The organism is Metasolibacillus sp. FSL K6-0083, from assembly GCF_038630865.1.
Lineage (GTDB): Bacteria > Bacillota > Bacilli > Bacillales_A > Planococcaceae > Metasolibacillus > Metasolibacillus fluoroglycofenilyticus.
Genome location: NZ_CP152046.1, coordinates 2,638,623 through 2,664,379, shown reverse-complemented (window position 1 = coordinate 2,664,379; position 25,757 = coordinate 2,638,623). Strand labels below are relative to the sequence as shown.

The following is a 25,757-nucleotide window of genomic DNA, read 5'->3' as shown; positions in this document are numbered from 1 at the left end:
GATGTTGGTCACTTAGTCGTGCCAGTAAGATGCGATAGCCTTAGACCAAGTTCCTTTTTATCAGCTTGTGTCCAGTCACCTAATAGAAGTTAAAAAGACAGCAGCTTTATCGCAAGCTACCGTCCAATTTCGTTATTTTCTAATATGAAAATGTTTTACTTGCTCCACTGCCTCTAATAATTTACGTGTGACGATTTCAGATTCGTCAATATGGTTTGTTAATACACGATTCGTGTCATCAAATAGAGATGTTGTCATTTTGAATTTATCCATTACATCTTCATTTGAGGTTTTTTGCTCTTTCATATAGCCTAATAGTTCATCAATGCCTGTTTGGACATTCGTAATCATATGCAGTAAACTTTCAATTTGCGCAGATGTTGCTGCACTCTTTTCGATGCCATTCGTCACTAGCTGCATATTATTTTTATTGTCTTCATAGGCTTGGGCAATTTGCTCTTCGATTTTCTTTGTTAAGTTTGCGATGTCTTCGGTGCTTGTTTTCGTGTTTTCTGCTAATTTCCTTACTTCCTCGGCAACGACAGAAAAGCCTTTTCCATGTTCCCCGGCTCTCGCAGCCTCAATTGAAGCATTTAGAGCGAGCAGGTTCGTCTGATTTGAAATCTCTCCAATCACATTAACAATTTCCGCAATTTGCTTAGAACGCTCACTTAAATCGCTCATGCTTGAAGAGGTTTTTTGCGATTGCTCACCTAATAAATCAATTAGCTGCTCCACTTCATGTACTGCCTGCTTACTCTCAACTGACAATGTCGCCATTTGGTCAGAGGCGGAAATTAAAATATTCCCTTTACTCAATGCATTTTCTGCAATATGGTTTGATTTGATTGTACTATTTTCAACTTTATTAAACTCATCTAATATTTCTCCAACCATTTCACCTAGTACAACATGCTGATTGTTTACTTTATCATGTTGTTCAATTGTCGAAATCATTTCCTTTTTTCTAAAGTTTAATAAACCATTTTGTCATCGACTACACTTTCCGAACAGGTCTAAAGTCACAATTCGCACACAATCATTGGAAATGCGAACGCAAAAAACTTAGCATTGCGAAAAAGCACGAGAAATCAAGGTGATTTCTCGTGCTTCTATCAATTACGCCTCAGCGCAATTGTGTCCAGATTTTTTATGCTATTTAACGGAAGTTAACCTAAAACCTTCACGTCCTGTGACATCCGCCAGAGGCTTTAGCCCAACACGATGTTGGTCACTCAGTCGTTATCTTAGGATGCAATGTTCTTAGACTGAGTCCCTATGATTCAGCGAGTGTTTGCGCACTAGCTAAAATCAGTCTAATGCTTGCATTCATCTCACCAATTACAGTGGTGGGAGATTTCCGCTGAAAGACGTTAAATTAAGCCTCCACAGCATTTTCCTTGGCACGTACAACGAACTCATCATTGACATAATCGAAAACAATTTTGCCGCCTGTCAATACTGTGCCTTTTAATAGCTCTTCGGATAGGCGATCTTCCACATGTTTTTGCAGTGCGCGACGTAATGGTCGGGCACCATATTGTGGGTCGTAGCCTTCCTCTGCGATTTTTGCAAGCGCAGCGTCTGTCAGCTCTAGTTCGATGTTTTGCTCTTGTAGACGCTTCGTTAAAGATGCTGCCATTAATGAAATGATTTCTGTTAAGTGTTCTTTTTCTAATGAATGGAATACAATCATTTCGTCAATACGATTTAAGAACTCTGGACGGAATGCTTTTTTCAGCTCATCCAGCATTGTGCCCTTCATATCTTTATGTCTAGACGCTGAGTTGCCAACACTGAAGCCTAGATTTTTTTGGAATTTCAACGCATCCGCACCTACGTTTGATGTCATAATGACAACTGTGTTGCGGAAGTCAACGAGACGTCCTTTCGAATCCGTTAAACGACCATCTTCCAACACTTGTAATAAAATATTGAATACATCTGGATGTGCCTTCTCAATTTCATCAAGTAGCACGACAGAATATGGTTTACGACGCACTTTCTCCGTAAGCTGACCGCCTTCATCGAAGCCTACATAGCCTGGAGGTGCACCAACTAAACGAGATGTCGCATGTTTCTCCATATACTCAGACATATCAATGCGAATCATCGCATCCTCATCTCCAAACATTACTTCTGCTAATGCGCGGGCAAGCTCTGTTTTACCTACCCCTGTAGGGCCGAGGAAAATAAATGAGCCGATTGGACGCTTCGGATCTTTTAAGCCTGCACGTGCGCGACGAATGGCACGTGAAATAGCTTCAACTGCTTCTCCTTGACCAACCACTCGCTTATGCAGCTCTTCCTCTAAATTTAACAGCTTTGCAGACTCCTCCTGCGCAATTTTATTTACAGGAATTCCTGTCCACATTGACACAACTTCAGCTATATCTTCCACCGTTACTTGAGATTCCGCCTTACCTTGAGATTCCTTCCATTCCTTCGTTGTTTGCTCTAATTCCTCTTTTAACTTTTGCTCAGAGTCGCGTAAAGCAGCAGCCTTTTCAAACTCTTGGCTTGATACAGCAGCATTTTTCTCAGAGCGTACGCTTTCTAAACGTTCCTCTAACTCCTTTAAGTTTGGCGGTACGATAAATGAGCGTAAACGCACCTTTGAGCCTGCCTCGTCGATTAAGTCAATTGCTTTATCAGGTAGGAAGCGGTCTGAAATATAGCGGTCCGATAATTTCGCTGCCGCATCCACTGCCTCATCTGTAATTTTCACTCGGTGATGCGCCTCATAACGGTCACGTAAGCCGTAAATAATTTGAATCGTTTCATCAACAGACGGTTCATCAACTTGAATCGGCTGGAAGCGTCGCTCTAAAGCAGCATCTTTTTCAATGTATTTACGATACTCATCTAATGTTGTCGCACCAATACATTGTAATTCGCCGCGCGCTAAAGATGGTTTTAAAATATTCGAAGCATCGATTGCACCTTCTGCTCCACCTGCACCAATTAATGTATGCAATTCATCAATGAATAAAATAATATTGCCTGCTTGGCGAATTTCATCCATTACTTTTTTCAAGCGATCCTCAAATTCACCACGGTATTTTGTGCCTGCCACGACAGTTCCCATATCAAGTGTCATAACGCGTTTATCGCGTAAAGTTTCCGGTACTTCGTTGTTAACGATTTGCTGTGCTAAACCTTCTGCAATCGCCGTCTTACCTACACCTGGTTCACCGATTAGCACTGGGTTATTTTTTGTACGTCGTGATAATACTTCAACGACACGTGTAATTTCTTTCGAACGACCGATAACTGGGTCTAATGAGCCTTCACGTGCAATGGCAGTTAAATCGCGTGCTAAGCCGTCTAAAGTTGGTGTGCTCGCAGTCGGGCTTGCCGCACCGCCTCCAGCCTGATTTGCATCGTTATTGCCCAGTAATAGTAGCACTTGTTGACGCGCTTTATTTAAGCTCACATCCGCATTAGCTAAGACGCGTGCGGCTACTCCTTCCCCTTCTCGAATCAACGCTAATAAAATATGCTCTGTGCCAATATAGGAATGACCTAATTTACGTGATTCATCAACAGATAATTCAATTACCTTTTTAGCTCGTGGCGTATAGCTCACTGTTAAGCCTACTTTTTCAGTTCCCTTCCCTACTAGCTCTTCAATACCTGCTTCAATCGTTTGAGGGCTAACACCAATTGCTTCTAGCGCTTTTGCTGCGATGCCACCGCCTTCACGTACGAGACCAAGTAAAATATGCTCTGTGCCAATCGCATCATGATTTAAACGAATAGCTTCTTCCTGTGCTAGTTGTAAAACCTTTTGTGCACGTTGCGTAAATCGATTAAACATCATATGTTTCCTCTCCTTTTTCTCCTGTAGTTAAACTATCTTTACCCAATTTCCTCTGAATATATTGCGCTCGATATATATCACGGTCTACCGCATCGAGCATTGTACCTGCATATTGTTGAACAAAGCCTGGTTGAATTAGCATCACACATTCATTTAAGCTGTTTGGTGAGATTCCTTCAATTAACTTCAAGTCAACACCTAATCGCACACTTGATAGGCAGGATGCCGCCTCTTCACTCGTTAATACACGAGCATAGCGTAGCGTTCCTAATGCACGATTAACGCGGTCATCCAATGTCACTCGCGCTCGCTCAAGTAATTTTTGACGAGCAGCGCGCTCTTTCCCGATAATTTGTTCAACAACCTTTTGCAGCTCCTCTAAAATTTCACGCTCTGACTTACCAAGCGTTACTTGGTTAGATATTTGATAAATATTACCCAAATTTTCGCTGCCCTCTCCATATATACCACGCACAACCATCCCTATACGTGTCATCATTTGGATGAGGACATTCATTTGCTTAGACATTGTTAATGCTGGTAAATGCATCATAATGGATGCCCGTAAACCTGTACCTACATTTGTTGGACAACTCGTTAAATAACCAAACTGCTCATCATATGCATAGCTCACTTGCTTACCTAAGCGATTATCTAGCTTACTCGCCTGTTCATACGTCTCCATCAACTGCAAGCCCGGGCTCAAAACTTGAATGCGTAAGTGGTCCTCCTCGTTAACCATTACACTTGTCGATTCATCTAATGATAAAAGGACCGCCCCTGATTCTTTATGCTTTGCTAAATAAGGGCTAATTAAATGCTTTTCTACTAACAATTGACGCTCTAATTGTGATAAGTCTGCCATTCGAAAATAAGAAAAATTTAATTGCTCTTGTGGTGTGAGCAATGCCTTCATAAGCTTTTCCTGTACGTCATTTGCCTCTTGCTGTGAAAAGCTAAGCGGAAAGCGTGTATTGGCGATATTTCTAGCAAGTCGAATACGAGTCGTCATGACAATATCTGAATGCTCACCATATTCGGCGATGCACTTAGGCGCATGTTTTAAAAAATGCTCGATATTCATACGTCTACACCTCCAGCATCAAGCTTTTGCTGAATTAATTTTATTTCGTCACGCATTTTAGCAGCGTCCTCAAAGCGCTCTTCCTCAATTGCTCGCTGCATTTGCTGACGGATGCCCTCTACTTTTTGCTTGAGCTGCTCCATACTAATGACTACTGATTTCCCTGTATGTGATGTACCTGCCTGTAAACGGCTAAGCACGGGGGGCAATTGCTCCCGGAATGTGTCATAGCACTCAGCGCAGCCAAACTTCCCTTGCTTTAAAAATTGGCGATATGTGAAGCCGCATGACGGACATGTGCTTGGTGTGGTCTTTTTTTCCTCTGCTTGCGTGCTTTTCCACATCGGTACACCAAACCAATTTGAAATAAGCTGATGCAGACTGACAGGTTCCTCCTGTATATCTGTCTGGAACGGATGGAATTTGGATGCACAATGCTCGCAATAATGCTTTGCGACCGCTTGCCCATTTTGTACTTTTGTCACCGTGACAGTTGCGTGTCTCTGTTTACAATGTTCACAAATCATGCTAATCACCTACCTATTTATTATCGTATTTCAACGTAATAAGCATCGCCTTTACTATATATGCACGAACTTGGTCACGTAGTGGTAACGGCAATGCTAATGTGGAACGGTCGACTGCTGCTAATATCAACTTGGCTTCTCGTTTCGTAATAATTTCTTCGTCTATTAAACGATATACCATATGCTCAACTGCCTGTTGCGTTACCGCTTCTCCAGCCTGCTCCATCATATTGTCAATAAGTGCTGCTTTAGAGTGAATCTCAACACGTAAAATACGAATATAGCCCCCGCCGCCACGCTTACTTTCTACTAAATAACCTCGTTCCGCTGTAAACCTTGTATTAATAACGTAATTGATTTGAGACGGAACGCATTGAAATTTATCTGCAAGCTCACTGCGTTTTATTTCAATATGCTCTTGCCCACTTAATTCGAGAACTTGTTTTAAATAACCTTCAATAATATCAGATATATTCCGCACGATTGTCTCTCACCTCAATTCCATAACTGACTTTGACTATCTTTGACTTAATTATAAAAACAGCGAAATCGAAATGCAATTAAAAGACCTTACAATGTAAAAATTCAATTAAGAAGGACAAAATTAGCACAAAAAAAGCAAAACCTCTACATTCGAAGTTTTGCCATTTTTTATACTTTTAAAACTTATACCCAGCGTCCGACAATTGGATACTCCCATGTTGTTTCGTTGACCGCTTTGATAATACCGATAATCGGCACCACAAATAGCATTATAGAGAAGATAATTAAGAATGGAATACCAATTAATATCCAAGATAAAAATGCAGAAATTGTAATAAGCACCCACATCACACCTTGGAATAATAATGCCTGTATCGATAAACGCTTCACTTCACTATCTGTACTAATTAAGAAAAATAAAATAGGTACTAACACAGGTGCAAAAAATGCACTTGCATGAATAATTACTTTTGACCATTTGTCTTCCATAATGTATCAACCTCTCATTTTAAAAAGTTTGTACTTTATATACGGTAGAACATCATTGAAAGTTTCATTTTTTTAAGTTCCTAATTAATAAGGTCCTGTATCATCTGGATTATCTCCAGCCTGCGGGAAAAGGAAATAGGAAATAACAGCCGCGAAAAAGACAGCTCCTACAATAATCAAAAATTTGTGCAATGAAGGCACATCTTCAAATCTATTAAATAGCATCATTGTGGATGAAACTCCGACAACAGCTGTAAGTGGAACGACATACTTTAAACGTCCCTTATGAAATTTCATTGTTCGTTACTCCTTCATTAGTTGATACATTTAATTTTACCTTGTAGCTTCTAAAAAAACAAATCGAATCACGTATATACTTCCGATAAGAGATTGCAAAACTCGTATTTAAAATAGTACAATAGGAACGTTATGTTTTTTATTTTTTAAGATAGAGGAACTACATAAATTATGGGATGGAGAAAATAATGGCGAATTGGTTTACAAAAAAGACTACGGAACAATCAACTTTTTTCGAAACAGCAAAGTATATACAACAAGTTCAACTAGATGTTAATAATTACCCTGATTTAGCGAAACAACTACAATTGCTTAAATTGACAACAGAGGACTTAGCTATTTTGAAGCAGCTTCAACCATTTGCCAAAGATTTAGTCCCTATAATGGTCGAGCAATTTTATGGAGCAATTAGCTTACAATCCAATTTAGTAGCAATCATTCAAGAAAATTCGCATATCGACCGCCTAAAAGGCACATTAACTAAGCATTTAAACGATATTTTCGATAGTAAAATTAACACAGCCTATATAGAAGAGCGCAAAGTTATTGCACATGTACATGTGCGAATTGGCTTGAAATCGAAATGGTATATAGCATCCTTCCAATCATTAATGTCAACATTTATCGAATTTATTAATGATTTAGGCTTATCAAAAAGGGAGTGTATTAGAGCTATTAATGCCTTCTCTAAAGTAATTAACTTTGAGCAGCAGCTTGTTATTGAAGCTTATGAAAACGAAGAGGAGCGCATCCGTCTAGAGCTCGAGGCATCTAAGCACGCATTGATTAATACACTGCAAGACACTTCGCGTGAACTAAGTTATACGAGTGAGGAAACATCTGCGTCACTCCAAACAATTTCTCATCAAGCAGGTGGCATTAGCTCTGCTACTGAGCAAGGCCTAGCTTTTGTTGCAGAAACAGAAGAGAAATCAAATTTAGGAAGAAGTCACCTAGAAACGCAAACACGTTTAATGGATACTATTTTAACAGGGGTAGAAACTTTAGAAGCCTCCATGGCTGCCCTACGTACATCTTCACAAAAGATTTCAGAAATTGTCGGTCTTGTGACAGGTATAGCAGACCAAACAAACCTGCTGGCATTAAACGCTTCCATTGAGGCTGCACGTGCAGGTGAACACGGGAAAGGCTTTGCGGTTGTGGCAGACGAGGTCAGAAAGCTGGCGGAAGAAACAAAAACAGCTGTCCAAAATGTAGCACACTTAATTAAAGAAACAGAAAACAACATTTTAAGCATGGCTAATTCTGTACAAGATGTAGACTCACAAGTGCAGCAAACTGTCGAAACACAGCAAAACCTTGCCGCATCATTTACTTCAATTACTGAGGCCGTATCTGGTATTAAACAGCAGTATATGAATACTACAGATGATATTCGCACAATTTCAAACTTAATTGCAGAGTTAACACAAGCGTCTACAATCGTTGCTACATCCTCCGATGAATTATTGCAAATCGTGACGCAAATTAATAAGTTAGAAGATTGATTGGGAGCGTCCAAAAATCCGTGCGGTTGCCGGCGTTTTGGACGCTTTCGTTGTTGTTTTAGCAAAACATTTGTTCATCAATATAGAGAGAGAGCTTTCTTTGGAAATAAAAAAACACTAAGTTTAGCGGTACTTCCTCTAAACGAGAAGAAAAAATGGAAATTTCCTTTTCCAACAGCTTGCTTTAATATTGCAGTGCACGTTTTGCTTTGCGGTATTCCCTACGTTTCGGTGCAGTTTCAAACAAGCGTTTTTCCGTTTCTGTCTCCGGATAAACGGCAGGCACCTCCCTCGGTTTCCCTTCAGCATCAATGGCTACCATTGTTACGAAGGATTCCGTCGTTAAACGCTCCTCACGTGTTTTTAAATTACGAGTTACAACGCGCACATAAATTTCCATCGATGTACGTCCTGTCGATGTCACCAAACCTTCTAACTCTAATACATCCCCTACATAGGCAGGCGAAACAAAATCAACCGAATCGATAGAGGCTGTGACAACTTCCCCCTTAGCATGTGTCATCGCTGCAATTGCAGCAATTTCATCAATATAAGCCAATACACGTCCCCCAAAAATTGAGCCATGATGGTTCGTATCTGGTGGAAGCACAAGACGTGCTTGAATTGTACGCGAATAGCTCATTGGTACTGCATTTCCCATGTACAACCTCTCCTTCAAGAGCAATCTTCTTTTTATGTTACATCCCAACACGTGGAAATTCAAATGTTTTGCGATAATAAAGACCGATTCGAAAACTCGAATCGGTCTTTATATTAATGCCCTATATTCAATTGTTGCTGCTCATCCTGTGTAAAAATACGCGACCTTGTCAGGAAGCGCTTACCTTCCACACCTTCCAATGAAAACATGCCGCCCCTCCCATCGACTACATCGATAATGAGCTGTGTATGCTTCCAATAATCATATTGATTTTTATGAATATAAAACGGCGCGCTACCAATCTCGCCAAGTAATATATCTTGGTCCCCCAGTAACAAATCCCCTTGCGGATAGCACATCGGGGAAGAGCCATCACAGCAGCCTCCAGATTGGTGGAACATGACAGGTCCATGGCGGTCGACTAATAAATTGATTAAATCGAGTGCTGCATCTGTCGCGATTACACGCTCAACCATTTTTTAGCACCTCCCCTAAATTAGAAGAAACCTGCACGATTTGGATCATAGCTTACTAATAAATTTTTCGTTTGCTGATAGTGACTCAACATCATTTTATGTGTTTCTCGTCCGATACCAGACATCTTATAACCACCGAATGCCGCATGTGCAGGGTATTGGTGGTAGCAGTTTGTCCAAACACGACCAGCCTGTATACCACGTCCGAAGCGATAAGCTGTATTCATATCACGCGTCCAAATACCTGAGCCTAAACCATATAATGTATCATTCGCAATTTCAAGCGCTTCTTCTTTTGTTTTGAATGTCGTTACGGCGACAACAGGTCCAAAAATCTCTTCTTGGAAAATGCGCATTTTATTATCGCCTTTGAAAACAGTCGGCTTAATATAGTATCCATCTGCAAAATCAGCATCCAATTGGTTACGTTCACCACCAATTAGACACTCTGCACCCTCCTGCTTACCGATATCTAAGTAAGAAAGGATTTTTTCCATTTGCTCTGTAGAAGCTTGTGCTCCCATCATCGTATTTGGATCAAGCGGATTACCAGTTTTAATCGCCTCTACTCTCTTCAGCACCCGCTCCATAAACTGGTCATAAATTGATTCTTGAATAAGTGCGCGCGAAGGACATGTACATACTTCCCCCTGATTTAAGGCAAACATTACAAAGCCTTCTACCGCTTTATCTAAAAACTCATCATCATGCGCCATAACATCCTCAAAGAAAATATTCGGTGATTTACCACCTAGCTCAAGCGTTACAGGAATAATATTTTGTGATGCATACTGCATAATTAAGCGTCCTGTTGTCGTTTCACCTGTAAAGGCGATTTTCCCTATGCGCGGGCTCGATGCTAGTGGTTTACCAGCTTCTAAGCCGAAACCATTTACAATATTAACAACACCTGGTGGTAATAAATCTGCGATTAGCTCCATTAGCACTAAAATCGAGACAGGTGTTTGCTCTGCTGGTTTTAGCACAACGCAGTTTCCTGCCGCTAACGCAGGTGCAAGCTTCCATGTCGCCATTAAAATCGGGAAGTTCCATGGAATAATTTGTCCTACTACCCCAATCGGCTCGTGGAAATGATAAGCTACCGTATTATCATCAATTTGGCTGAGTGAGCCTTCTTGTGAACGGAGGACACCAGCAAAATAACGGAAATGGTCAATTGCCAACGGAATATCCGCATTTAAAGTTTCCCGTACTGCCTTCCCATTCTCCCAAGTTTCAGTTACAGCCAGCATTTCAAGATTGGCTTCCATACGGTCCGCAATTTTCAATAAAATATTGCTACGTTCTGTTGGTGAAGTACTGCCCCACGCATCTTTGGCATCATGTGCTGCATCGAGTGCAAGCTCAATATCCTCCTCTGTAGAGCGCGCCACTTGTGTGAACACTTTCCCTGTCACAGGTGTAGGATTATCAAAATATTGCCCTTTCGTAGGTGGCGTCCATTTCCCTCCAATATAATTGTCATAACGTTCCTTAAAATGAATCAATGCCCCTTCAGTGTTTGGAAATGCATATACCATTCAATTCTCTCCCCTTCGTTATGAATATTAGATCATACCCTATATGCTATGCTGTAACTTGTGCTAGTAGAAAGGTAGTCTTATATATTATATTGTCAGAAAAAGTGGAATATTTCAAATTTTATTACTCTCACTTTTCATCTTTCATTTTCGGTCCATTACATTAAAAGCAAGAAATACAGTCTCTCCTAATATTTTTTGCTATACTTTTAATAAAGGTGACCTATTAGTTAGGCAAAGGAACGTTAACCTTTCTACTTGCAAGCTACCAAAGCAAGTTATCTACTTTTCGACATAGTAATGATAGATTACCTCTACCTTCAAATAAAATGAAAATCTGCTTTTCATTTTAAGCACGGAGGATATAGTGTTTATCCCATTTTCAAAGAAAAGCGTTACTATCGGAACGTCCGAAAAGCAGTGTTGCAACACCGCTTTTCAGACACCCCTACATTATCTAAATTAAAGGATTGAGAATCGATGCGTATTAACAAATTTTTAGCTGAAACAGGTGCGGTATCACGACGTGGTGCAGATAAATGGATTGAAGAAGGACGAATTACGATTAACGGAGAGCTCGCTACAATTGGTAGTAAGGTGCAGGTGGGGGATATTGTCTGTGTAGATGGTCAGCCCGTTACAAGAGAAGAACAGCTCGTTTACATTGCACTAAATAAGCCCGTTGGCATTACGAGCACAACCGAAAAACATATTAAGGGTAATGTAGTGGACTTCATTAATCACCCACTGCGTATTTTTCATATTGGACGTTTAGATAAGGATTCAGAAGGACTACTATTATTAACGAATGATGGAGATATCGTCAATGAAATTTTACGTGCTGAGCACCATCATGAAAAGGAATATATCGTCCAAGTGGATAAGCCAATTACGGAGAACTTTCTACAAAAAATGGCATCTGGTGTCGATATTTTAGATACGACAACATTACCTTGTCGCGTCGAAAAAATATCGAACAATGTTTTCAAAATTATTTTAGAGCAAGGCTTAAATCGCCAAATTCGCCGCATGTGCACGGCGCTTGGCTACTCAGTTAAAAGACTACAGCGCATTCGCATTATGAACATTCATTTAGGCAACTTAAAAGTCGGGCAATGGCGAGACTTAACAGAGCAAGAGCGAAAAGTATTATTCAAGCAACTAAACTATAAACAATCGTAGCACAAGTCTGGGGGAAAGATGATGCTTACAATTCAACCAACACCACTATTAACAGGGGCGCGCATTAGCGGCGATTATTGGGATATCGACCAGCTAGTTAATGCGATTTACTATATTGCAGGTGATGCCAAGCGCTACTATGATTACCAAGGAGCACGCAACCGCATTTTGAATATGTGCTATAAGCTTCGGCAAGCGACAAAGGGCGAAGAACAAATCGAATATGTAGCAAACGGTGTTAATCGTGGTATGCAAATAAAGCAAAAAATGATGATGCCCGAAAAAAACATTTACTTTGCAGCTAATATTTTATGGCCAGAGTTATTATTTACAGCCATTGCATGTAACGATTTTATCCGTTTACATCAAGAGCTAATCGATGATTCTCCTTGGAATCAGCATATCGCAACCGTACGTAACTTCCAAGCGCTCGTTGCAGACAGTTTACTAGAATTGATTGACGAGGAGCATTATGCCGTTTTCCTACATGTACTAAATGAAAAAACACCTGCCTATTTCCGCTATGCAACGCAATATGTCGATGTGCTTAATATCGAGTACCTTGCTTTGTCACAGGAAGAGCGGGCAGCACATCTTTCGGCATTTGCCATTCGTTTAGTTGTAGAGGGCGAGGATTACCAGTTATTATTAGACCAACTTATGCAGGCTGCAAAAGAAACAAAGCATACATTGCATGAACTACAAATCTCTTTGAAATATCCTGATTTTATTGATTGGTAGTAATAGAAGGTGAAGACTCAATGATATAAAGGTTTTCTGGTTTTGATACTAAAGAATTTCAGAATCATAAAAGGAGGAGCTTTTTAAAATTCTTTTGTTTGGATAGTCTAAATAACTGTTAGATGAATTTCTTGTTATAAATCTGAACGTTCTTGTACATTAGTTTGGTACAGAATGGTGTTGATTTTAAGTTGAAATATATTTAAAACTTCTTAAAGAAACGAACATAGCAATTTATACCCACTTGCTATGTTCGCTTTGGAATAAACAGAAATATGCAAGTAGGTTGAAAGAAATGACATCTAAATTATTTGAGAAGTATAACAAACGAGCATTGAAAATTGAAGAATCTTACAATACAGAGTGACTCAAAAGGTTTTTACTGGTAATATTGAGATAAGGAGGTTATTTTATCAAAGATATTTTGTTTTTAGCAGTGTTATCTATTATTATATTTTTTATTATTTATTATGTCATTGGTAGAGATATAGGTATGTCGTTGATGCTTAGCATAGGATTTTTTCTGTTATTTTGTTTATATCCTTTTCTGAAAAGAAAGATAGATGAGATGAGTAAATGAAGTATCTTATTGTCTTGTTCTAACTTAGGAGTTGTCCGAAAAGTCCATTTTGTTTTGACACCTAATTGAAATAAATGTTTTCATCGCTTCCCTTTTACTGAAGGATAACGCTGCTAAAGCCAATGTTCACCCCATTTTTAAAAGAGGCGTTCTCTGCTTATATGATGCGAAACATCATCGCTACTGTCCAAAATGTCGGCTATGCACGGCTTTTTGGACAGCCCCTTTCTTCTACTTCTCGTTTTTTTTATTTGCGCATTTGTAGTGTCGATTCCCATCATACTAAATGGTAAACAAAAATTAATGTTAATACGACTTTTTAAAAATGATGTAGCTTTCATAATACCTCTTTCCACGAACAAGGTTATCATAAGGAATGATGACAATGCTTTTTTCAGACAAAAATAATGTTCATTCGACAAAAGAGATAGGGTTTAAAATAACATGACTTTTCAAAATCATATTGAAGAGTTGGTATTGCCTTTGCTCACATACGCCATCTTGCGAATAACCGCCTCATGCTGTGGATAGTTGGCTAATAGCTCATCCTGTGTGAACAGCTCAAAATCAGCAAAATCAAAACCGGGTGCAACCATGCAACCGACTAAGCTGAATGTAGCTGCCTCATCAACGGACGAGCCAAAAATCGTATGCTTCGGCACTAAAATTTGCGGTGTTTCTCCTTCAGCAATATTTAAACCAAGCTTCTTTGCCTCATACGTCCCATCTGGATAAATCATATGTACCGTTAATGGGCTTCCCGCATGGTAATACCATAATTCATCCGACTGTAAACGATGTAGATGAGAAATATCCTGTGAACGCAATAGAAAATATATGCTCGTATAAATTGGGCGCAAAACATCGCGCGTTGCTATTTCCTCATTAGCACGGAAGCTGGACTTATAATAGCCGCCCTCTGGATGTGCTTCAAGCTGCAACTGCTCAATGTAAAACTGTGCTGACTGTGTCATTTATTATCTCCCCTTTCATTTATCACATTAACGAAAAAAGAGCTGCCTTGCAAATTGTGCAAGACAACTCCCCCCTATTACAGCCCACCAAGATAAGCCGCTTTTACCTCATCGCTCTCCTGTAGCTCTTTTGCTGAACCCGATAAAACTATTTTACCTGTTTCTAAAACATAAGCTCGGTGTGCAACAGATAGTGCCATATTCGCATTTTGTTCAACTAATAGCACCGTCACACCTTCTTTATTGACCATTTCAATAATGTTAAAAATATTTTTTACCATTAAAGGTGCAAGACCCATTGATGGCTCATCCATTAAAATTAGCTTTGGCTTAGCCATTAGAGCACGTCCCATTGCAAGCATTTGCTGCTCGCCACCCGATAGTGTTCCTGCTAGCTGTTTATTACGCTCTAAAAGACGTGGAAACAGCTCATAAACATGGTCCATATCTTTTTTTATGCCTTCTCTATCTTTACGCAAATAGGCACCTAGCTCCAAATTTTCCTCTACCGTCATATTAGCAAAAACGCGACGCCCCTCCGGTACATGGGAAATTCCTGCCTTTACGATGGATTGTGCTGCCTTACCATCAATAGCTGAGCCTAAATATTCAATAGAGCCCTTTTTTGGCTTAAGCAAGCCAGATAACGTCTGAAGGAGCGTGCTTTTCCCAGCGCCATTCGCACCAATTAACGTAACAATCTCACCTTCATTTACTTCCAAGGAGATACCTTTTAATGCTTGGATATTACCATAATACACACTGATATCATTCACTTTCAGCATCTTCTGTTACCTCCTCTCCTAAATACGCCTCAATCACTTTTGGATTTGAACGAATTTCTGCTGGCGACCCTTCGGCAATTAGCTGACCATGGTCGAGCACATAAATCCGCTCACAAATCCCCATAACTAAACTCATATCATGCTCAATCAATAAAATAGTTAAATTAAATTCTTTTCGAATAAATGCAATAAGATCCATTAATTCTTTCGTTTCCTGCGGATTCATCCCCGCTGCTGGCTCATCTAATAACAAAAGTTGTGGTCCTGCCGCAAGTGCACGTGCAATTTCTAAGCGGCGTTGCATCCCGTATGGTAAATTTTTCGATAACTCGTCTCGATACACATCTAAGCCAAAAATCTTTAAAAATGCGAGAGATTCCTCCTCCATTTTTTCCTCACCAGAAAAATGCTTTGGCAGTCGGAAAATAGAAGTCAAAATATTATGATTCGCCAAAGAGTGATTTGCTACCTTTACATTATCTAGCACAGACAGCTCTTTAAATAAACGAATATTTTGGAACGTACGGCTAATGCCCCCACGTGTTACTTTATATGGGTCTAATCCTTGAATTTGCTTACCATCAAAATTGATTGTTCCTTCCGTTGGTGCATACACACCTGTCAACATATTAAATGTCGTTGTTTTACCAGCACCATTTGGTCCAATTAATCCAATAAGCTCTCCTTTATTCATATACATATTCACATTTTGTACAGCCTTTAAACCGCCAAATTGAATACCTAAGCCATCGACTTTAAGAAGTGTACTCATATTTTCGTACCTCCCTTTTTACCGAACTTAAATATATCTGTAATTTCCTTTGTCCCCATTAAGCCTTTCGGACGGTATAGCATCACTAAAATTAATACAAGTGAATAAATAATCATACGTGTCTCAGGGAATCCTTGTAAATATGTCGAAACGAATGTTAAGAAAATTGCCGCAAGAACTGAACCAGATAAACTACCTAATCCTCCAAGTACAACTAAAATTAAAATATCAAAGGATTTTAAGAAGCCAAAAGCAGTTGGCTGAATAATGTAGAAATTATGCGCATAAATGGCGCCTGCTACCCCAGCGAAAAACGAGCCGAGTGCAAATGCTGCTACCTTATAATAAGTCGTGTTAATCCCCATCGCATCCGCCGCTATCTCATCTTCGCGGATTGAAATACATGCTCGACCGTGACGTGAATTTGTAAAGTTAGAAATAATTAAAATCGTAACAACTACACCGATAAAGGCATAAGTCCAGTTTGATTGATGTGTTACTTGCATCCCTGCTGCCCCACCAACATAATCAATATTTAAAAAGACAATACGAATAATCTCTGCAAAGCCGAGTGTAGCAATGGCTAAATAGTCCCCTCTTAAACGTAAAGTTGGAATACCTACTAATAGACCTGCTAACATTGCAACAACTGCACCAGCTAGAATGGCAACTACAAATGGCATGCCAAGCTTCATCGTAAAGATTGCTGATATGTAAGCACCTACTGCTAAAAATCCTGCGTGTCCAATCGAAAACTGCCCTGTTACACCAATAACAAGATGTAAGCTAACTGCTAACATTATGTTAATACACATTGTAATAAGCATATTTTGATAATGCATATTGACCATACCGAAAGAAATAAGAGTTTGTACAATTGCATAAAGCGCAATTGCCCCTACTGCATAGCCCCAAAAAACTTTAGACGTTTTCATCCCAGCTCACCTACACTTTCTCACGAGCATTTTTACCGAAAATACCCGCTGGTCGTAAAATTAAAATTAAGATTAAAATAACGAATGCTGCTGCATCTCGCCATAAAGAAAACCCGAGTGCACTAACAACTGTTTCTACTACCCCTAGCACAAGACCACCAGCCATTGCACCCGGAATAATGCCAATACCACCTAAAACGGCTGCAACGAATGCCTTTAAGCCCGGTAATACGCCCATTAATGGGTCTATTCTCGTATAATATATACCGAAAATAACCCCTGCTGCTCCAGCTAACGCCGAGCCAATTGCAAATGTCGCTGAAATTGTATTGTCTACATTAATACCCATTAAACGTGCTGCATCAGCATCATGCGAAACGGCACGCATCGCCTTACCGATTTTCGTACGGTGTACAATAAACTGTAATAATAGCATTAAAACAATTGATACCGTCAAAATAAAAATAGATTTTGTATCAATTTGTACACCCAAAATTTCTATAGATGTACTTGCAAAAACTGCTGGATATGCCTCCGGTGATGCACCACGGAAGAAAATAACTGTGTATTCAATTAACAGAGATACCCCGATAGCTGTAATTAATGCGGCAATGCGCGTTGCATTGCGTAGACGCTTATAAGCTACCCTTTCAATAATAACCCCTATTACTGCACATAAAATCATCGCCATTAATAAAGCTGGAATAAAATGCATATCCCATCTAGCAATTGCAAAGAAGCCGATAAAGGCACCAAGCATGAAAACGTCACCATGTGCAAAGTTAATTAATTTGATAATTCCATAAACCATCGTATATCCAAGGGCAATTAACGCATATATACTTCCGAGTGAAATCCCATTTACGAGTTGCTGTATCCATTCCATTATTCTCACTCCTTTAATTTAACGGTAAAAAAGGGAGGCCAACGCTCGCCCCCCTTTCATGTCACTTAACGATTAAGGATTCACTTTAGAGTTGAACACTTGATTGCCGTCTTTGAATTCAAGAACTGTTGCCGATTTAACTGGGTTGTGTTTTTCATCTACTGTAAATGTACCTGTCACTAAGCCTAAATCTTTTGTTTCAGCTAACATATTTTTAATCGTTTCGCCTGTCACATCATCACCCGCACGCTCAATTGCATCCTTCAAGTAGTATACAGTGTCATATCCTAAAGCGTGGAAAGCATTTGGAGCTTGGTTGTATTTCCCTTTGAATGCTTCTACAAACTTCTGAATTGTCGCATCAGGATCTTCGGATGAATAGTGATTTGTAATGAATGTATTGTTTAATGCATCTTTTCCAGCTAAGTCAACTAAAGTCGGTGAATCCCAACCATCAGCCCCCATTAATGGCGCTGTGATGCCTAGCTCACGTGCTTGCTTAACAATTAAACCTACTTCCTCATAGTAACCTGGAATGAAAATGAAATCTGGGTTTGCCCCTTTAATATTCGTTAATGTCGATTTGAAATCTACATCTTTTGCTACATAAGCTTGTTCAATGACAACTTTTCCACCGTTCGCTTCAATTGTTTCCTTAAACGATGCAGCTAAGCCTTTTGCGTAGTCAGAAGCATTATCAGCAAAAATTGCTACATTTTTTGCACCTAGTTCATTCGTTGCAAAGTTTGCCGCTACAGTTCCTTGGAATGGGTCGATAAAGCATGTACGGAATGCAAATTCATTAATTGAACCGTCCGCATTTTCTGTTACGTTTGGTGCAGTTCCAGATGCTGTTACAACAGGAACTTTATATTGATTGGCAATTTGTACAGTTGCTACTGTATTCCCAGATGTTGCTGGACCAATCATTGCAACAACCTTCTCCTGCTCTGCTAAACGAATCGCAGCAGATGTTGCCTCAGAGTTTTCAGATTTATTATCCACTTTGATTAACTCAATTTTTTTACCGTTAATGCCGCCATTTGCATTAATTTCCTCTACCGCTAATGTTGCGCCATCACCAATTGATGAGCCGTATGATGCTACTGCACCAGATAATTCAAGGTTAGCCCCAATTTTGATTGTATCGCCAGAAGCAGAGTTACCACTGCCTGATGATCCACCGTTTGATGACGAACTTCCGCCAGAATCAGCGCCACAACCTGCTAATGCACCAGCCAAAACTGAAGTTGCTAAGAATATAGAAGCAAATTTCTTTAGTTTATAATTTTTCATAATTATAAAACACCCTCTCATCAATTTTCTAATGTTTAGTATTTTCAGATAATTATACATAAAACATTCGTCCTGTACAATATAATTTTAAATATTCCGAAATATCTAGTTAAATTAAGTATTCAGATATTTCAGGCTCCTGTATTGTACTTGATTTTTATTATTACGTCCATACCTTTTTAATATTTTTTGCTCTTGATTTTCTCCAAATTTACCCCATATTAACAGGCTGTAAAACCCCCCTTGCAAAATTTAAAATGAAGTCAAAGTAGTTTAAGTAGAGGTTGTTTCACCCTATAGGTACGAACTCCTACGATAGCTTCAACTAACATAGAAGTTCAACATTTAAAATAATAGCGTATAAACACATATACGTTCATTAGCATTTGACTCCCCTTTTAAACGCACTTCTTTCCGTAGTGTAAAAGGCGTTTCTTGTTCAAGGTAAAACAAGTAATCAATTGCAGGATAGTATAGAATAATATGAATATTTCTTGGGTTATATTCAAATGAGTATAGTATGTTCGCTACTACTTTACGGAAAATATCAATAGAAAATGGATTGAAAAAGAAAAATACATTATCCTCTTTTTTCACAATATATCGCTCTGCTATCATACGAAAAAATGTAATAGGTACATGCTTTTTCTGCGCCTTTTCTAAATATGCTTCTCTATTTTGTTGTGCTTCAATAAAAAATTTCTCATCCATCTCAATACCAACAACAGGAATATGGAAGCGGTAATGAATATAAATGGGAACACGTCCCTTGCCACAGCCAATATCAACAAAAGTAGCATTGTCGGGCAATGTATAATTCTCAAAAAGCTGCTCAAGTCCTGTATATGGCGTAGGCTCATATCGATGGTAATGCGCCAGCTTTGGAAAACCATATTGAAAGCCAGCAGTATTTATTCGTAATAACTTTTCAAAATCATGCTCTTTCATCGCATTTGCCTCCTTTCATCAAACATGCATCATAATTGCTAATGAAAAATTTATAAATTTTTTTCAAATTTTGATGAAAGTCTCACTGCACAGCTTTCCAACTAGCCCTCACTGTGTACATAGCAAATTAATTACTTACCTTACTCACTTCTCGTGTCATTGATTGTACGAGTGTTTCCACCGTCTTTGGTACAAAGCCTTCTAATACAGGATTAATCATCGCGGCCAAAAAGCCACCAGCAGTCATCGTTAGGCTCCCAGTTAATGAATAATTACCGTCAGCAGCTGGAGCTATTTCAAAATAGCCACTACCATTAATATTGTCAGATAAGCCGACTAAGTTAAAAGCTAATTTCTCCCCAGCTACGCTTGCTGTTTCGTCTAATTGTAATTTTACAGCCTTCTGTATAATGCCAAAATCCCCTTGAAATACCCAAATCATTTGCTGTGCAGTAGGAAATTCATGATGTAGATAACCCGGAATTAATACTGCCCAGCTCTCTTTATCTTGAATAAATTTCCATAATGCCTCTTTCGTAATTTGAATTGTTTCTTGATGAACACTTGTTGCCATTTCTAAATCCCCCCTAAACAATTAATTACACCCCTGCTACTTGTTTTTCCATATTGAAGACATTAGCTATACACTTCATTCAGAATTGACACAAGTAACCAAATATTTGCTGAAGTCAATTACGCCTTCGCATAATTGCGTCCAAATTTTTTCAAGCTCGTTTAAAAACTCCCCTTCAAAATCTGTGACATCCACCAGAGGCTTAACTTGAATCAGCAGGGAACTTGAGTCTCCCTCTGATTTAAAATATTTTTTTGCATTCATCCCTCCACTTATAGAAGTGGGGGATTTCTACTGAATCAAGTTAAAACAAATATACTTCATATAGTAGCAAATAGCGTGTTTTTTAACAATAAAAGGTGAAATTAGCCCCATAATTTTATCTTTTCATTACGTTTCCTTTGACATTTGTTCTAAAATCGGGTAAATTACCAAATGGCGAACATTTTCGCTCATAATAAAAAAAATATTCGTTTTTAGAGGTGTTTATATGATGGATAACGTATTTGATTATGAAGACATTCAATTAATTCCTAATAAATGTATTGTAGACAGCCGTTCACAATGTGATACGTCTGTTACACTTGGCGGACATAAATTTCGATTACCAGTAGTACCTGCTAATATGCAAACAATCATTGATGAAAAAATTGCTTTAATGTTAGCTGAACAGGGCTATTTTTACATTATGCATCGCTTCAATCCTGAAACACGCGTTAATTTTATTAAAGATATGCACGCTCGTGGCTTGATTGCTTCAATTAGTGTTGGTGTAAAAGAAGAAGAATACGCTTTTGTTGAGCAATTAGCGGCTGACAGCTTAGTGCCTGAATTTATTACAATTGATATCGCACACGGTCATTCTAATGCTGTTATTCGCATGATTCAGCATCTGAAAAAGCACTTACCAAACAGCTTCGTTATCGCAGGAAACGTAGGAACTCCTGAAGCTGTACGAGAGCTTGAAAATGCTGGTGCTGATGCGACAAAAGTAGGGATTGGACCGGGTAAAGTTTGTATTACAAAAATTAAAACAGGCTTCGGTACAGGCGGCTGGCAATTAGCAGCTTTACGCTGGTGTGCAAAGGCTGCAACAAAACCAATTATTGCAGATGGCGGCATTCGCACACACGGCGATATCGCAAAATCTGTACGTTTTGGTGCTACGATGGTTATGATTGGTTCATTATTCGCAGGTCATGAGGAATCACCAGGTGAAACAATTGAAATCGATGGCAAACTAGTCAAAGAATATTTTGGTTCAGCCTCTGAATTCCAAAAAGGTGAAAAGAAAAATGTCGAAGGGAAAAAAATGTACGTCGACCACAAGGGACCATTAAAGGAGACATTAATTGAAATGGAGCAAGATTTACAATCATCCATTTCATATGCTGGCGGCACAAAGCTTGATGCCATTCGAACTGTTGACTATGTCATCGTGAAAAACTCTATCTTTAATGGGGATAAAGTATATTAAAATAAACAAAATGGACGTCCCCAAAGCAGCGCTGTGGCACTACTTTGGGGACGTTTCCTTACTCCTATACATCCTTAGGTCTAAATGTATTACAGCACGTTTCAAAGGAATAGCGAGCCTTTTCTGGGTTAGCATGCAAATCAAAATCGCGCGCAAACTCCATATTGCTTTTTTTGCTTATACGCTCATCCATATCCACTTGAATCCGCTCTGCGCCGCAAAGATCACCTTTGGCATGAAAAATACAATTCACCACTGTACAGTTCACTTCTACTTGTGGCATTGTTCTCCTCCTCCGTCATATTTAGCAGAAAATAGAGCAAACTATCTCTATTTCTTATAAAGTATTATGCCCATTGGGAGGAGCTTTCATAATCTAAAAAAGAAAGTACATACTATATCCAAAGTTGTTTGGAAAGACTAAAACAAGTTTTTCAAACCGCTCTAGTTACACTAAAATTTCAATGGAATCTCCACATACGCAACTGTTTCTGAATCATTTTTAGAATAAAGTGAAATTTGTCCATCATATTTTTCAACAATACTTTTAACGATAAATAACCCTTGTCCATGCACTTTATCTTTTTCTTCTCGTTTTGTAGAGTATCCTTGCTCAAAAATTGGCGTATTTGGCGAAATTTTAGGCCCTGTATTTGTTATTTGGAAAATGTACTTTTTAAAATCGACTGTGCAATCTACAACAATTTTTCGCTGTTCTTCTGGTAATACAATCGTTGCATCAATCGCATTATCAATAAGATTTGATAAAATCTTAATTAAATCTATCGTTTTTATATAATCAAAGGAGCTTTGCGCAACTGTAAAACTCATATCAATTTGATTATTTTGTGCAGCTAGCTTCTTCGTTTGTAACAAGATAGCAAGACCTGGGTGATTAATATCTAATTTAATCGATTCCAGTGTTTGCACTTCCTTGCTTAAAGCCTCAACATACTGCCTTGCTTGCTCTGCTTCTCTTAATTGTAAAAAGCCATATAACACTTGAATATGGTTCGTAAAATCATGTCTTAAAGAAGAAACAGATGTAATTAATGATTTAATCTCTGTTTGATATGTATCTTCTGTTTCATCAACTTCCTTCGCTAGCTCCTTTTGATACCAGCGTTGAATTAAAAAGAATGAAGTGATAGTAATAATAATTAAAGCACCATTAAAAATAAACAGTAAAATGTTATTTTCTAAAATATCCTTTTTAATGTTATCTAAGGAACTTGCACTTAAATCAATTCCTAAATAACCGATTACTTGCTCAGCCTCATCTTTAATTGGGACACCTACAGTTAAATACGTGCCGTATTTTGAGTCTTCCACAAAATCCGTTACAAACGGTGTTCCTTGGAAAAATGCCTCCCTTACGAATTTTTTAGGTATTAAGCAAATTTCCCCTATTGGATAATCATCAGATTGCTCTTCGTTAACAGGCTGACCAACAACCATTGCTCTTGCGACACTTGGATTATTAATTTCCATTGTATACATATATAACGCACCCGTTTTATCTTTAGCATCGCTTAAATAACTTCTAATGGCCCAATAGTAATTATTTTTTTCTGGATTTCCTAAAAATCTTTTATATGTTTTCATATCAATCGACCGAGCAATTGATTCACCAATTGAAAGGCTTTGACTAATAATGGACTCTTCTACAGTATTCTTCATCTTCATATAGGAAATCACCACATTTGCTGTAGTGAAAAGAAGGAGTAGCATTATCGAAAGAGCCATTATAACTTTTATATTTTTATTTTTCATACAACATTATAAGTCCTCTATAATTATTTTCTTTATGATTCTATTTATTCAATATTAACTGGCTGTAAGGATATAACTTTCGATTCATACAGTTTTGGTTATGTAAATATTTCCCCAGAATATAAAATCAACAATCTGTAAGGATGAAGGCTTACTTTATACATACTACTACAATTGTACCATAAATTCCTTGCACAAATTCCCATTAGACAACTGTTTTTTCTCTGATTTATTCTATGTTTAGACCTCACAGATTTTTACCTTAATCTTATCTGTCAATTAGTAGGTTGATTTTACCCATGAAAAACGGAGCCATCCAAAAAACTAACTCATCATTGATACAACGAATATGGAATTTTTACTTATTTATTTTAATAGAACACAAAAGAAACGCCTGAAAAGAAGTGCTTTGCACGCTTTTCAGACGTCCCCGTTTTTGATTATTTATTGAATTGCAATACTTCCGCTGTTGAAGCGTGAATTTCTTCTAAAAGTGCTGGGTTGTCCATTAATTTTTGACCGAATGATGGAATCATTTCTTTAATTTTTGGCTCCCATTTTTTCAGCTCTTGTGGGAAGCAGCGCTTGATTACTTCAAGCATAACTGGAACGGCTGTTGAAGCACCTGGTGAAGCACCTAATAATGCTGCAATTGAACCGTCAGCCGCGCTAACAACTTCCGTACCAAATTGTAGCGTGCCTTTTCCGCCTGCCTCTGTATCTTTAATTACTTGTACACGTTGACCTGCGACAATTACTTCCCAATCCTCTGATTTTGCATTAGGAACAAAATCACGTAGCTCGTCCATGCGTTGTTCTTTTGATAATAATAGCTGTTGAATTAAATATTTTGTTAAAGACATTTCTTTCGCGCCACAAGCAAGCAATGTTAAAATATTATGCGGCTTAATCGATGCTACTAAATCCATATTTGAGCCTGTTTTTAAGAACTTCGGTGAGAAGCCTGCGAACGGTCCAAATAATAGGGATTTTTTTCCATCAATATAGCGTGTATCTAAATGTGGAACTGACATTGGTGGTGCGCCAACCGCTGCCTTCCCATATACTTTTGCATGATGTTGGTTAATAATTTCTTCATTTTTACATTGTAAAAATAATCCACTGATTGGGAAACCACCGATATGCTTCCCTTCAGGAATACCTGTTTTTTGCAATAGCTCTAAGCTTCCACCACCTGCGCCGAGGAAGACGAATTTCGCCTTATGGTATTCCATTCTGCAGCCGTCTTTATCATGGACTTTTACTTCCCATAATCCATTTTTCATACGGTTTATGCTGTGTACACTATGTTTAAAGTTTACTTCTACACCTTGGTTTTCTAAGTTTTTAACGAGCATACGTGTTAAAGCACCAAAGTTCACATCCGTACCTGTATCAATTTTAGTAGCGGCAATTGGCTCATTAGACTTGCGGTCGTTCATAATAAGTGGAATCCACTGTTTTAGCGTTTCTGGATTATCTGAAAACTCCATACCTTTAAATAGTGGATTTTGAATCATTGTTTCAAAACGTTTTTTCAAAAACACTACATTATCTGCACCTTGCACCATACTCATATGAGGTAGCGGCATAATAAAATCTTGCGGGTTGTCGATTAGTTTATTTTGCACTAAGTATGACCAAAACTGCATTGAAACTTGGAATTGCTCGTTTACATTAATTGCTTTGCTGATGTCAATTGAGCCGTCAGATTTTTCAGAAGTATAGTTCAGCTCACATAATGCAGCATGTCCTGTCCCTGCATTATTTAATTCGTGAGAGCTTTCCTCACCCGCTTTATCAAGCTGCTCAAACACTGTAATTTTCCAATCTGGCGCTAATTCTTTAAGGATTGCCCCCAAAGTAGCACTCATTATTCCGGCACCAATTAAGATAACATCTGATTGTGTATGTCTGTTACTCATTTTTACCTTCCTCATTATAT

The 25,757-nt window shown here is 38.6% G+C and carries 27 protein-coding genes; 5 read left to right on the top strand and 22 right to left on the bottom strand.

Going from position 1 to position 25,757, the window contains the following annotated elements; all coding sequences use genetic code 11:
• Window positions 1–132 precede the first annotated feature (132 nt).
• The 7 genes from MHB51_RS12440 to MHB51_RS12410 all read right to left on the bottom strand — a co-directional run bounded on the left by MHB51_RS12440 (window position 133) and on the right by MHB51_RS12410 (window position 6,703).
• Entirely contained in the window at window positions 133–957 is an 825-nt protein-coding gene (locus MHB51_RS12440; protein ID WP_342558282.1) for a methyl-accepting chemotaxis protein, read from the bottom strand.
• A 421-nt stretch (window positions 958–1,378) separates the two neighbouring features.
• Window positions 1,379–3,823: an ATP-dependent Clp protease ATP-binding subunit gene (locus MHB51_RS12435; protein ID WP_066168757.1), complete on the bottom strand. Its 2,445-nt coding sequence runs from the start codon at window positions 3,821–3,823 to the stop codon at window positions 1,379–1,381.
• Window positions 3,813–4,907 (bottom strand): protein arginine kinase, encoded by a 1,095-nt coding sequence (locus MHB51_RS12430; protein ID WP_342558281.1) that lies wholly within the window; start codon window positions 4,905–4,907, stop codon window positions 3,813–3,815. The genes MHB51_RS12435 and MHB51_RS12430 overlap by 11 nt, the downstream gene beginning before the upstream one ends.
• Window positions 4,904–5,434 carry a UvrB/UvrC motif-containing protein gene (locus MHB51_RS12425; protein WP_066168752.1) on the bottom strand — a complete coding sequence of 177 codons (531 nt, stop codon included), beginning with the start codon at window positions 5,432–5,434 and terminating at the stop codon, window positions 4,904–4,906. Before MHB51_RS12425 ends, MHB51_RS12430 begins: the two co-directional genes overlap by 4 nt.
• A 13-nt stretch (window positions 5,435–5,447) precedes the next feature.
• Entirely contained in the window at window positions 5,448–5,915 is a 468-nt protein-coding gene (locus MHB51_RS12420) for a CtsR family transcriptional regulator (protein ID WP_066168750.1), read from the bottom strand.
• A 185-nt stretch (window positions 5,916–6,100) separates the two neighbouring features.
• Complete coding sequence (locus MHB51_RS12415; RefSeq protein WP_066168748.1) at window positions 6,101–6,406, bottom strand: DUF4870 domain-containing protein; 306 nt, start codon at window positions 6,404–6,406, stop codon at window positions 6,101–6,103.
• Window positions 6,407–6,490: 84 nt separating this feature from the next.
• Window positions 6,491–6,703 (bottom strand): acyltransferase, encoded by a 213-nt coding sequence (locus MHB51_RS12410; protein WP_066168745.1) that lies wholly within the window; start codon window positions 6,701–6,703, stop codon window positions 6,491–6,493.
• Window positions 6,704–6,891: 188 nt separating this feature from the next.
• Between MHB51_RS12410 and MHB51_RS12405 the strand changes: the two genes are divergently transcribed.
• Window positions 6,892–8,211, top strand: coding sequence for a globin-coupled sensor protein (locus MHB51_RS12405; protein ID WP_342558280.1), 1,320 nt, complete (start codon window positions 6,892–6,894; stop codon window positions 8,209–8,211).
• Window positions 8,212–8,395: 184 nt separating this feature from the next.
• Here the strand turns inward: MHB51_RS12405 and MHB51_RS12400 are convergent, their stop codons facing one another.
• The 3 genes from MHB51_RS12400 to adh form a co-directional block, all read right to left on the bottom strand.
• Window positions 8,396–8,872: an acyl-CoA thioesterase gene (locus tag MHB51_RS12400; protein WP_066168739.1), complete on the bottom strand. Its 477-nt coding sequence runs from the start codon at window positions 8,870–8,872 to the stop codon at window positions 8,396–8,398.
• 113 nt (window positions 8,873–8,985) lie between these two features.
• The gene (locus MHB51_RS12395) at window positions 8,986–9,348 is read right to left on the bottom strand and encodes a DUF779 domain-containing protein (RefSeq protein WP_066168736.1); all 363 of its coding nucleotides are present in this window, start codon (window positions 9,346–9,348) and stop codon (window positions 8,986–8,988) included.
• A gap of 20 nt (window positions 9,349–9,368) precedes the next feature.
• Complete coding sequence (gene adh / locus MHB51_RS12390) at window positions 9,369–10,889, bottom strand: aldehyde dehydrogenase (RefSeq protein WP_066168732.1); 1,521 nt, start codon at window positions 10,887–10,889, stop codon at window positions 9,369–9,371.
• Window positions 10,890–11,369: 480 nt separating this feature from the next.
• Between adh and rluF the strand changes: the two genes are divergently transcribed.
• The 3 genes from rluF to MHB51_RS12375 all read left to right on the top strand — a co-directional run bounded on the left by rluF (window position 11,370) and on the right by MHB51_RS12375 (window position 13,685).
• Window positions 11,370–12,071 (top strand): 23S rRNA pseudouridine(2604) synthase RluF, encoded by a 702-nt coding sequence (rluF, locus tag MHB51_RS12385; RefSeq protein ID WP_342558279.1) that lies wholly within the window; start codon window positions 11,370–11,372, stop codon window positions 12,069–12,071.
• A gap of 18 nt (window positions 12,072–12,089) precedes the next feature.
• On the top strand, window positions 12,090–12,812 hold the full coding sequence (locus tag MHB51_RS12380; protein ID WP_235616082.1) for a hypothetical protein: 723 nt from the start codon (window positions 12,090–12,092) through the stop codon (window positions 12,810–12,812).
• Window positions 12,813–13,514: 702 nt separating this feature from the next.
• Entirely contained in the window at window positions 13,515–13,685 is a 171-nt protein-coding gene (locus MHB51_RS12375) for a hypothetical protein (protein ID WP_342558278.1), read from the top strand.
• 165 nt (window positions 13,686–13,850) lie between these two features.
• On the opposite strand, the gene MHB51_RS12370 is transcribed toward MHB51_RS12375, so the two are convergent.
• From MHB51_RS12370 to MHB51_RS12330, 9 genes are all read right to left on the bottom strand, one after another.
• Entirely contained in the window at window positions 13,851–14,366 is a 516-nt protein-coding gene (locus MHB51_RS12370) for a cupin domain-containing protein (protein WP_066168720.1), read from the bottom strand.
• Between the two features lie 77 nt (window positions 14,367–14,443).
• On the bottom strand, window positions 14,444–15,151 hold the full coding sequence (locus MHB51_RS12365; RefSeq protein ID WP_107943507.1) for an ABC transporter ATP-binding protein: 708 nt from the start codon (window positions 15,149–15,151) through the stop codon (window positions 14,444–14,446).
• Complete coding sequence (locus MHB51_RS12360; protein WP_066168714.1) at window positions 15,135–15,923, bottom strand: ABC transporter ATP-binding protein; 789 nt, start codon at window positions 15,921–15,923, stop codon at window positions 15,135–15,137. The genes MHB51_RS12365 and MHB51_RS12360 overlap by 17 nt, the downstream gene beginning before the upstream one ends.
• Window positions 15,920–16,858 (bottom strand): branched-chain amino acid ABC transporter permease, encoded by a 939-nt coding sequence (locus MHB51_RS12355; RefSeq protein WP_066168711.1) that lies wholly within the window; start codon window positions 16,856–16,858, stop codon window positions 15,920–15,922. Before MHB51_RS12355 ends, MHB51_RS12360 begins: the two co-directional genes overlap by 4 nt.
• A gap of 10 nt (window positions 16,859–16,868) precedes the next feature.
• Window positions 16,869–17,744 carry a branched-chain amino acid ABC transporter permease gene (locus MHB51_RS12350; RefSeq protein ID WP_066168708.1) on the bottom strand — a complete coding sequence of 292 codons (876 nt, stop codon included), beginning with the start codon at window positions 17,742–17,744 and terminating at the stop codon, window positions 16,869–16,871.
• A gap of 72 nt (window positions 17,745–17,816) precedes the next feature.
• Window positions 17,817–19,043: an ABC transporter substrate-binding protein gene (locus tag MHB51_RS12345; protein ID WP_066169082.1), complete on the bottom strand. Its 1,227-nt coding sequence runs from the start codon at window positions 19,041–19,043 to the stop codon at window positions 17,817–17,819.
• A gap of 342 nt (window positions 19,044–19,385) precedes the next feature.
• The gene (locus tag MHB51_RS12340; RefSeq protein ID WP_342558277.1) at window positions 19,386–19,988 is read right to left on the bottom strand and encodes a class I SAM-dependent methyltransferase; all 603 of its coding nucleotides are present in this window, start codon (window positions 19,986–19,988) and stop codon (window positions 19,386–19,388) included.
• Between the two features lie 127 nt (window positions 19,989–20,115).
• The gene (locus MHB51_RS12335) at window positions 20,116–20,562 is read right to left on the bottom strand and encodes an SRPBCC family protein (protein ID WP_342558276.1); all 447 of its coding nucleotides are present in this window, start codon (window positions 20,560–20,562) and stop codon (window positions 20,116–20,118) included.
• Window positions 20,563–20,637: 75 nt separating this feature from the next.
• On the bottom strand, window positions 20,638–20,826 hold the full coding sequence (locus MHB51_RS12330) for a hypothetical protein (RefSeq protein WP_342558275.1): 189 nt from the start codon (window positions 20,824–20,826) through the stop codon (window positions 20,638–20,640).
• A 229-nt stretch (window positions 20,827–21,055) separates the two neighbouring features.
• On the opposite strand from MHB51_RS12330, the gene guaC reads away from it, so the two are divergent.
• The gene (gene guaC, locus MHB51_RS12325; protein ID WP_066169079.1) at window positions 21,056–22,039 is read left to right on the top strand and encodes a GMP reductase; all 984 of its coding nucleotides are present in this window, start codon (window positions 21,056–21,058) and stop codon (window positions 22,037–22,039) included.
• A gap of 64 nt (window positions 22,040–22,103) precedes the next feature.
• On the opposite strand, the gene MHB51_RS12320 is transcribed toward guaC, so the two are convergent.
• The 3 genes from MHB51_RS12320 to MHB51_RS12310 form a co-directional block, all read right to left on the bottom strand.
• On the bottom strand, window positions 22,104–22,322 hold the full coding sequence (locus tag MHB51_RS12320; RefSeq protein ID WP_066168697.1) for a DUF1540 domain-containing protein: 219 nt from the start codon (window positions 22,320–22,322) through the stop codon (window positions 22,104–22,106).
• A 170-nt stretch (window positions 22,323–22,492) separates the two neighbouring features.
• On the bottom strand, window positions 22,493–23,725 hold the full coding sequence (locus tag MHB51_RS12315; protein ID WP_342558274.1) for a GHKL domain-containing protein: 1,233 nt from the start codon (window positions 23,723–23,725) through the stop codon (window positions 22,493–22,495).
• A gap of 527 nt (window positions 23,726–24,252) precedes the next feature.
• The gene (locus tag MHB51_RS12310; RefSeq protein WP_342471584.1) at window positions 24,253–25,737 is read right to left on the bottom strand and encodes a malate:quinone oxidoreductase; all 1,485 of its coding nucleotides are present in this window, start codon (window positions 25,735–25,737) and stop codon (window positions 24,253–24,255) included.
• Window positions 25,738–25,757: the final 20 nt, after the last annotated feature.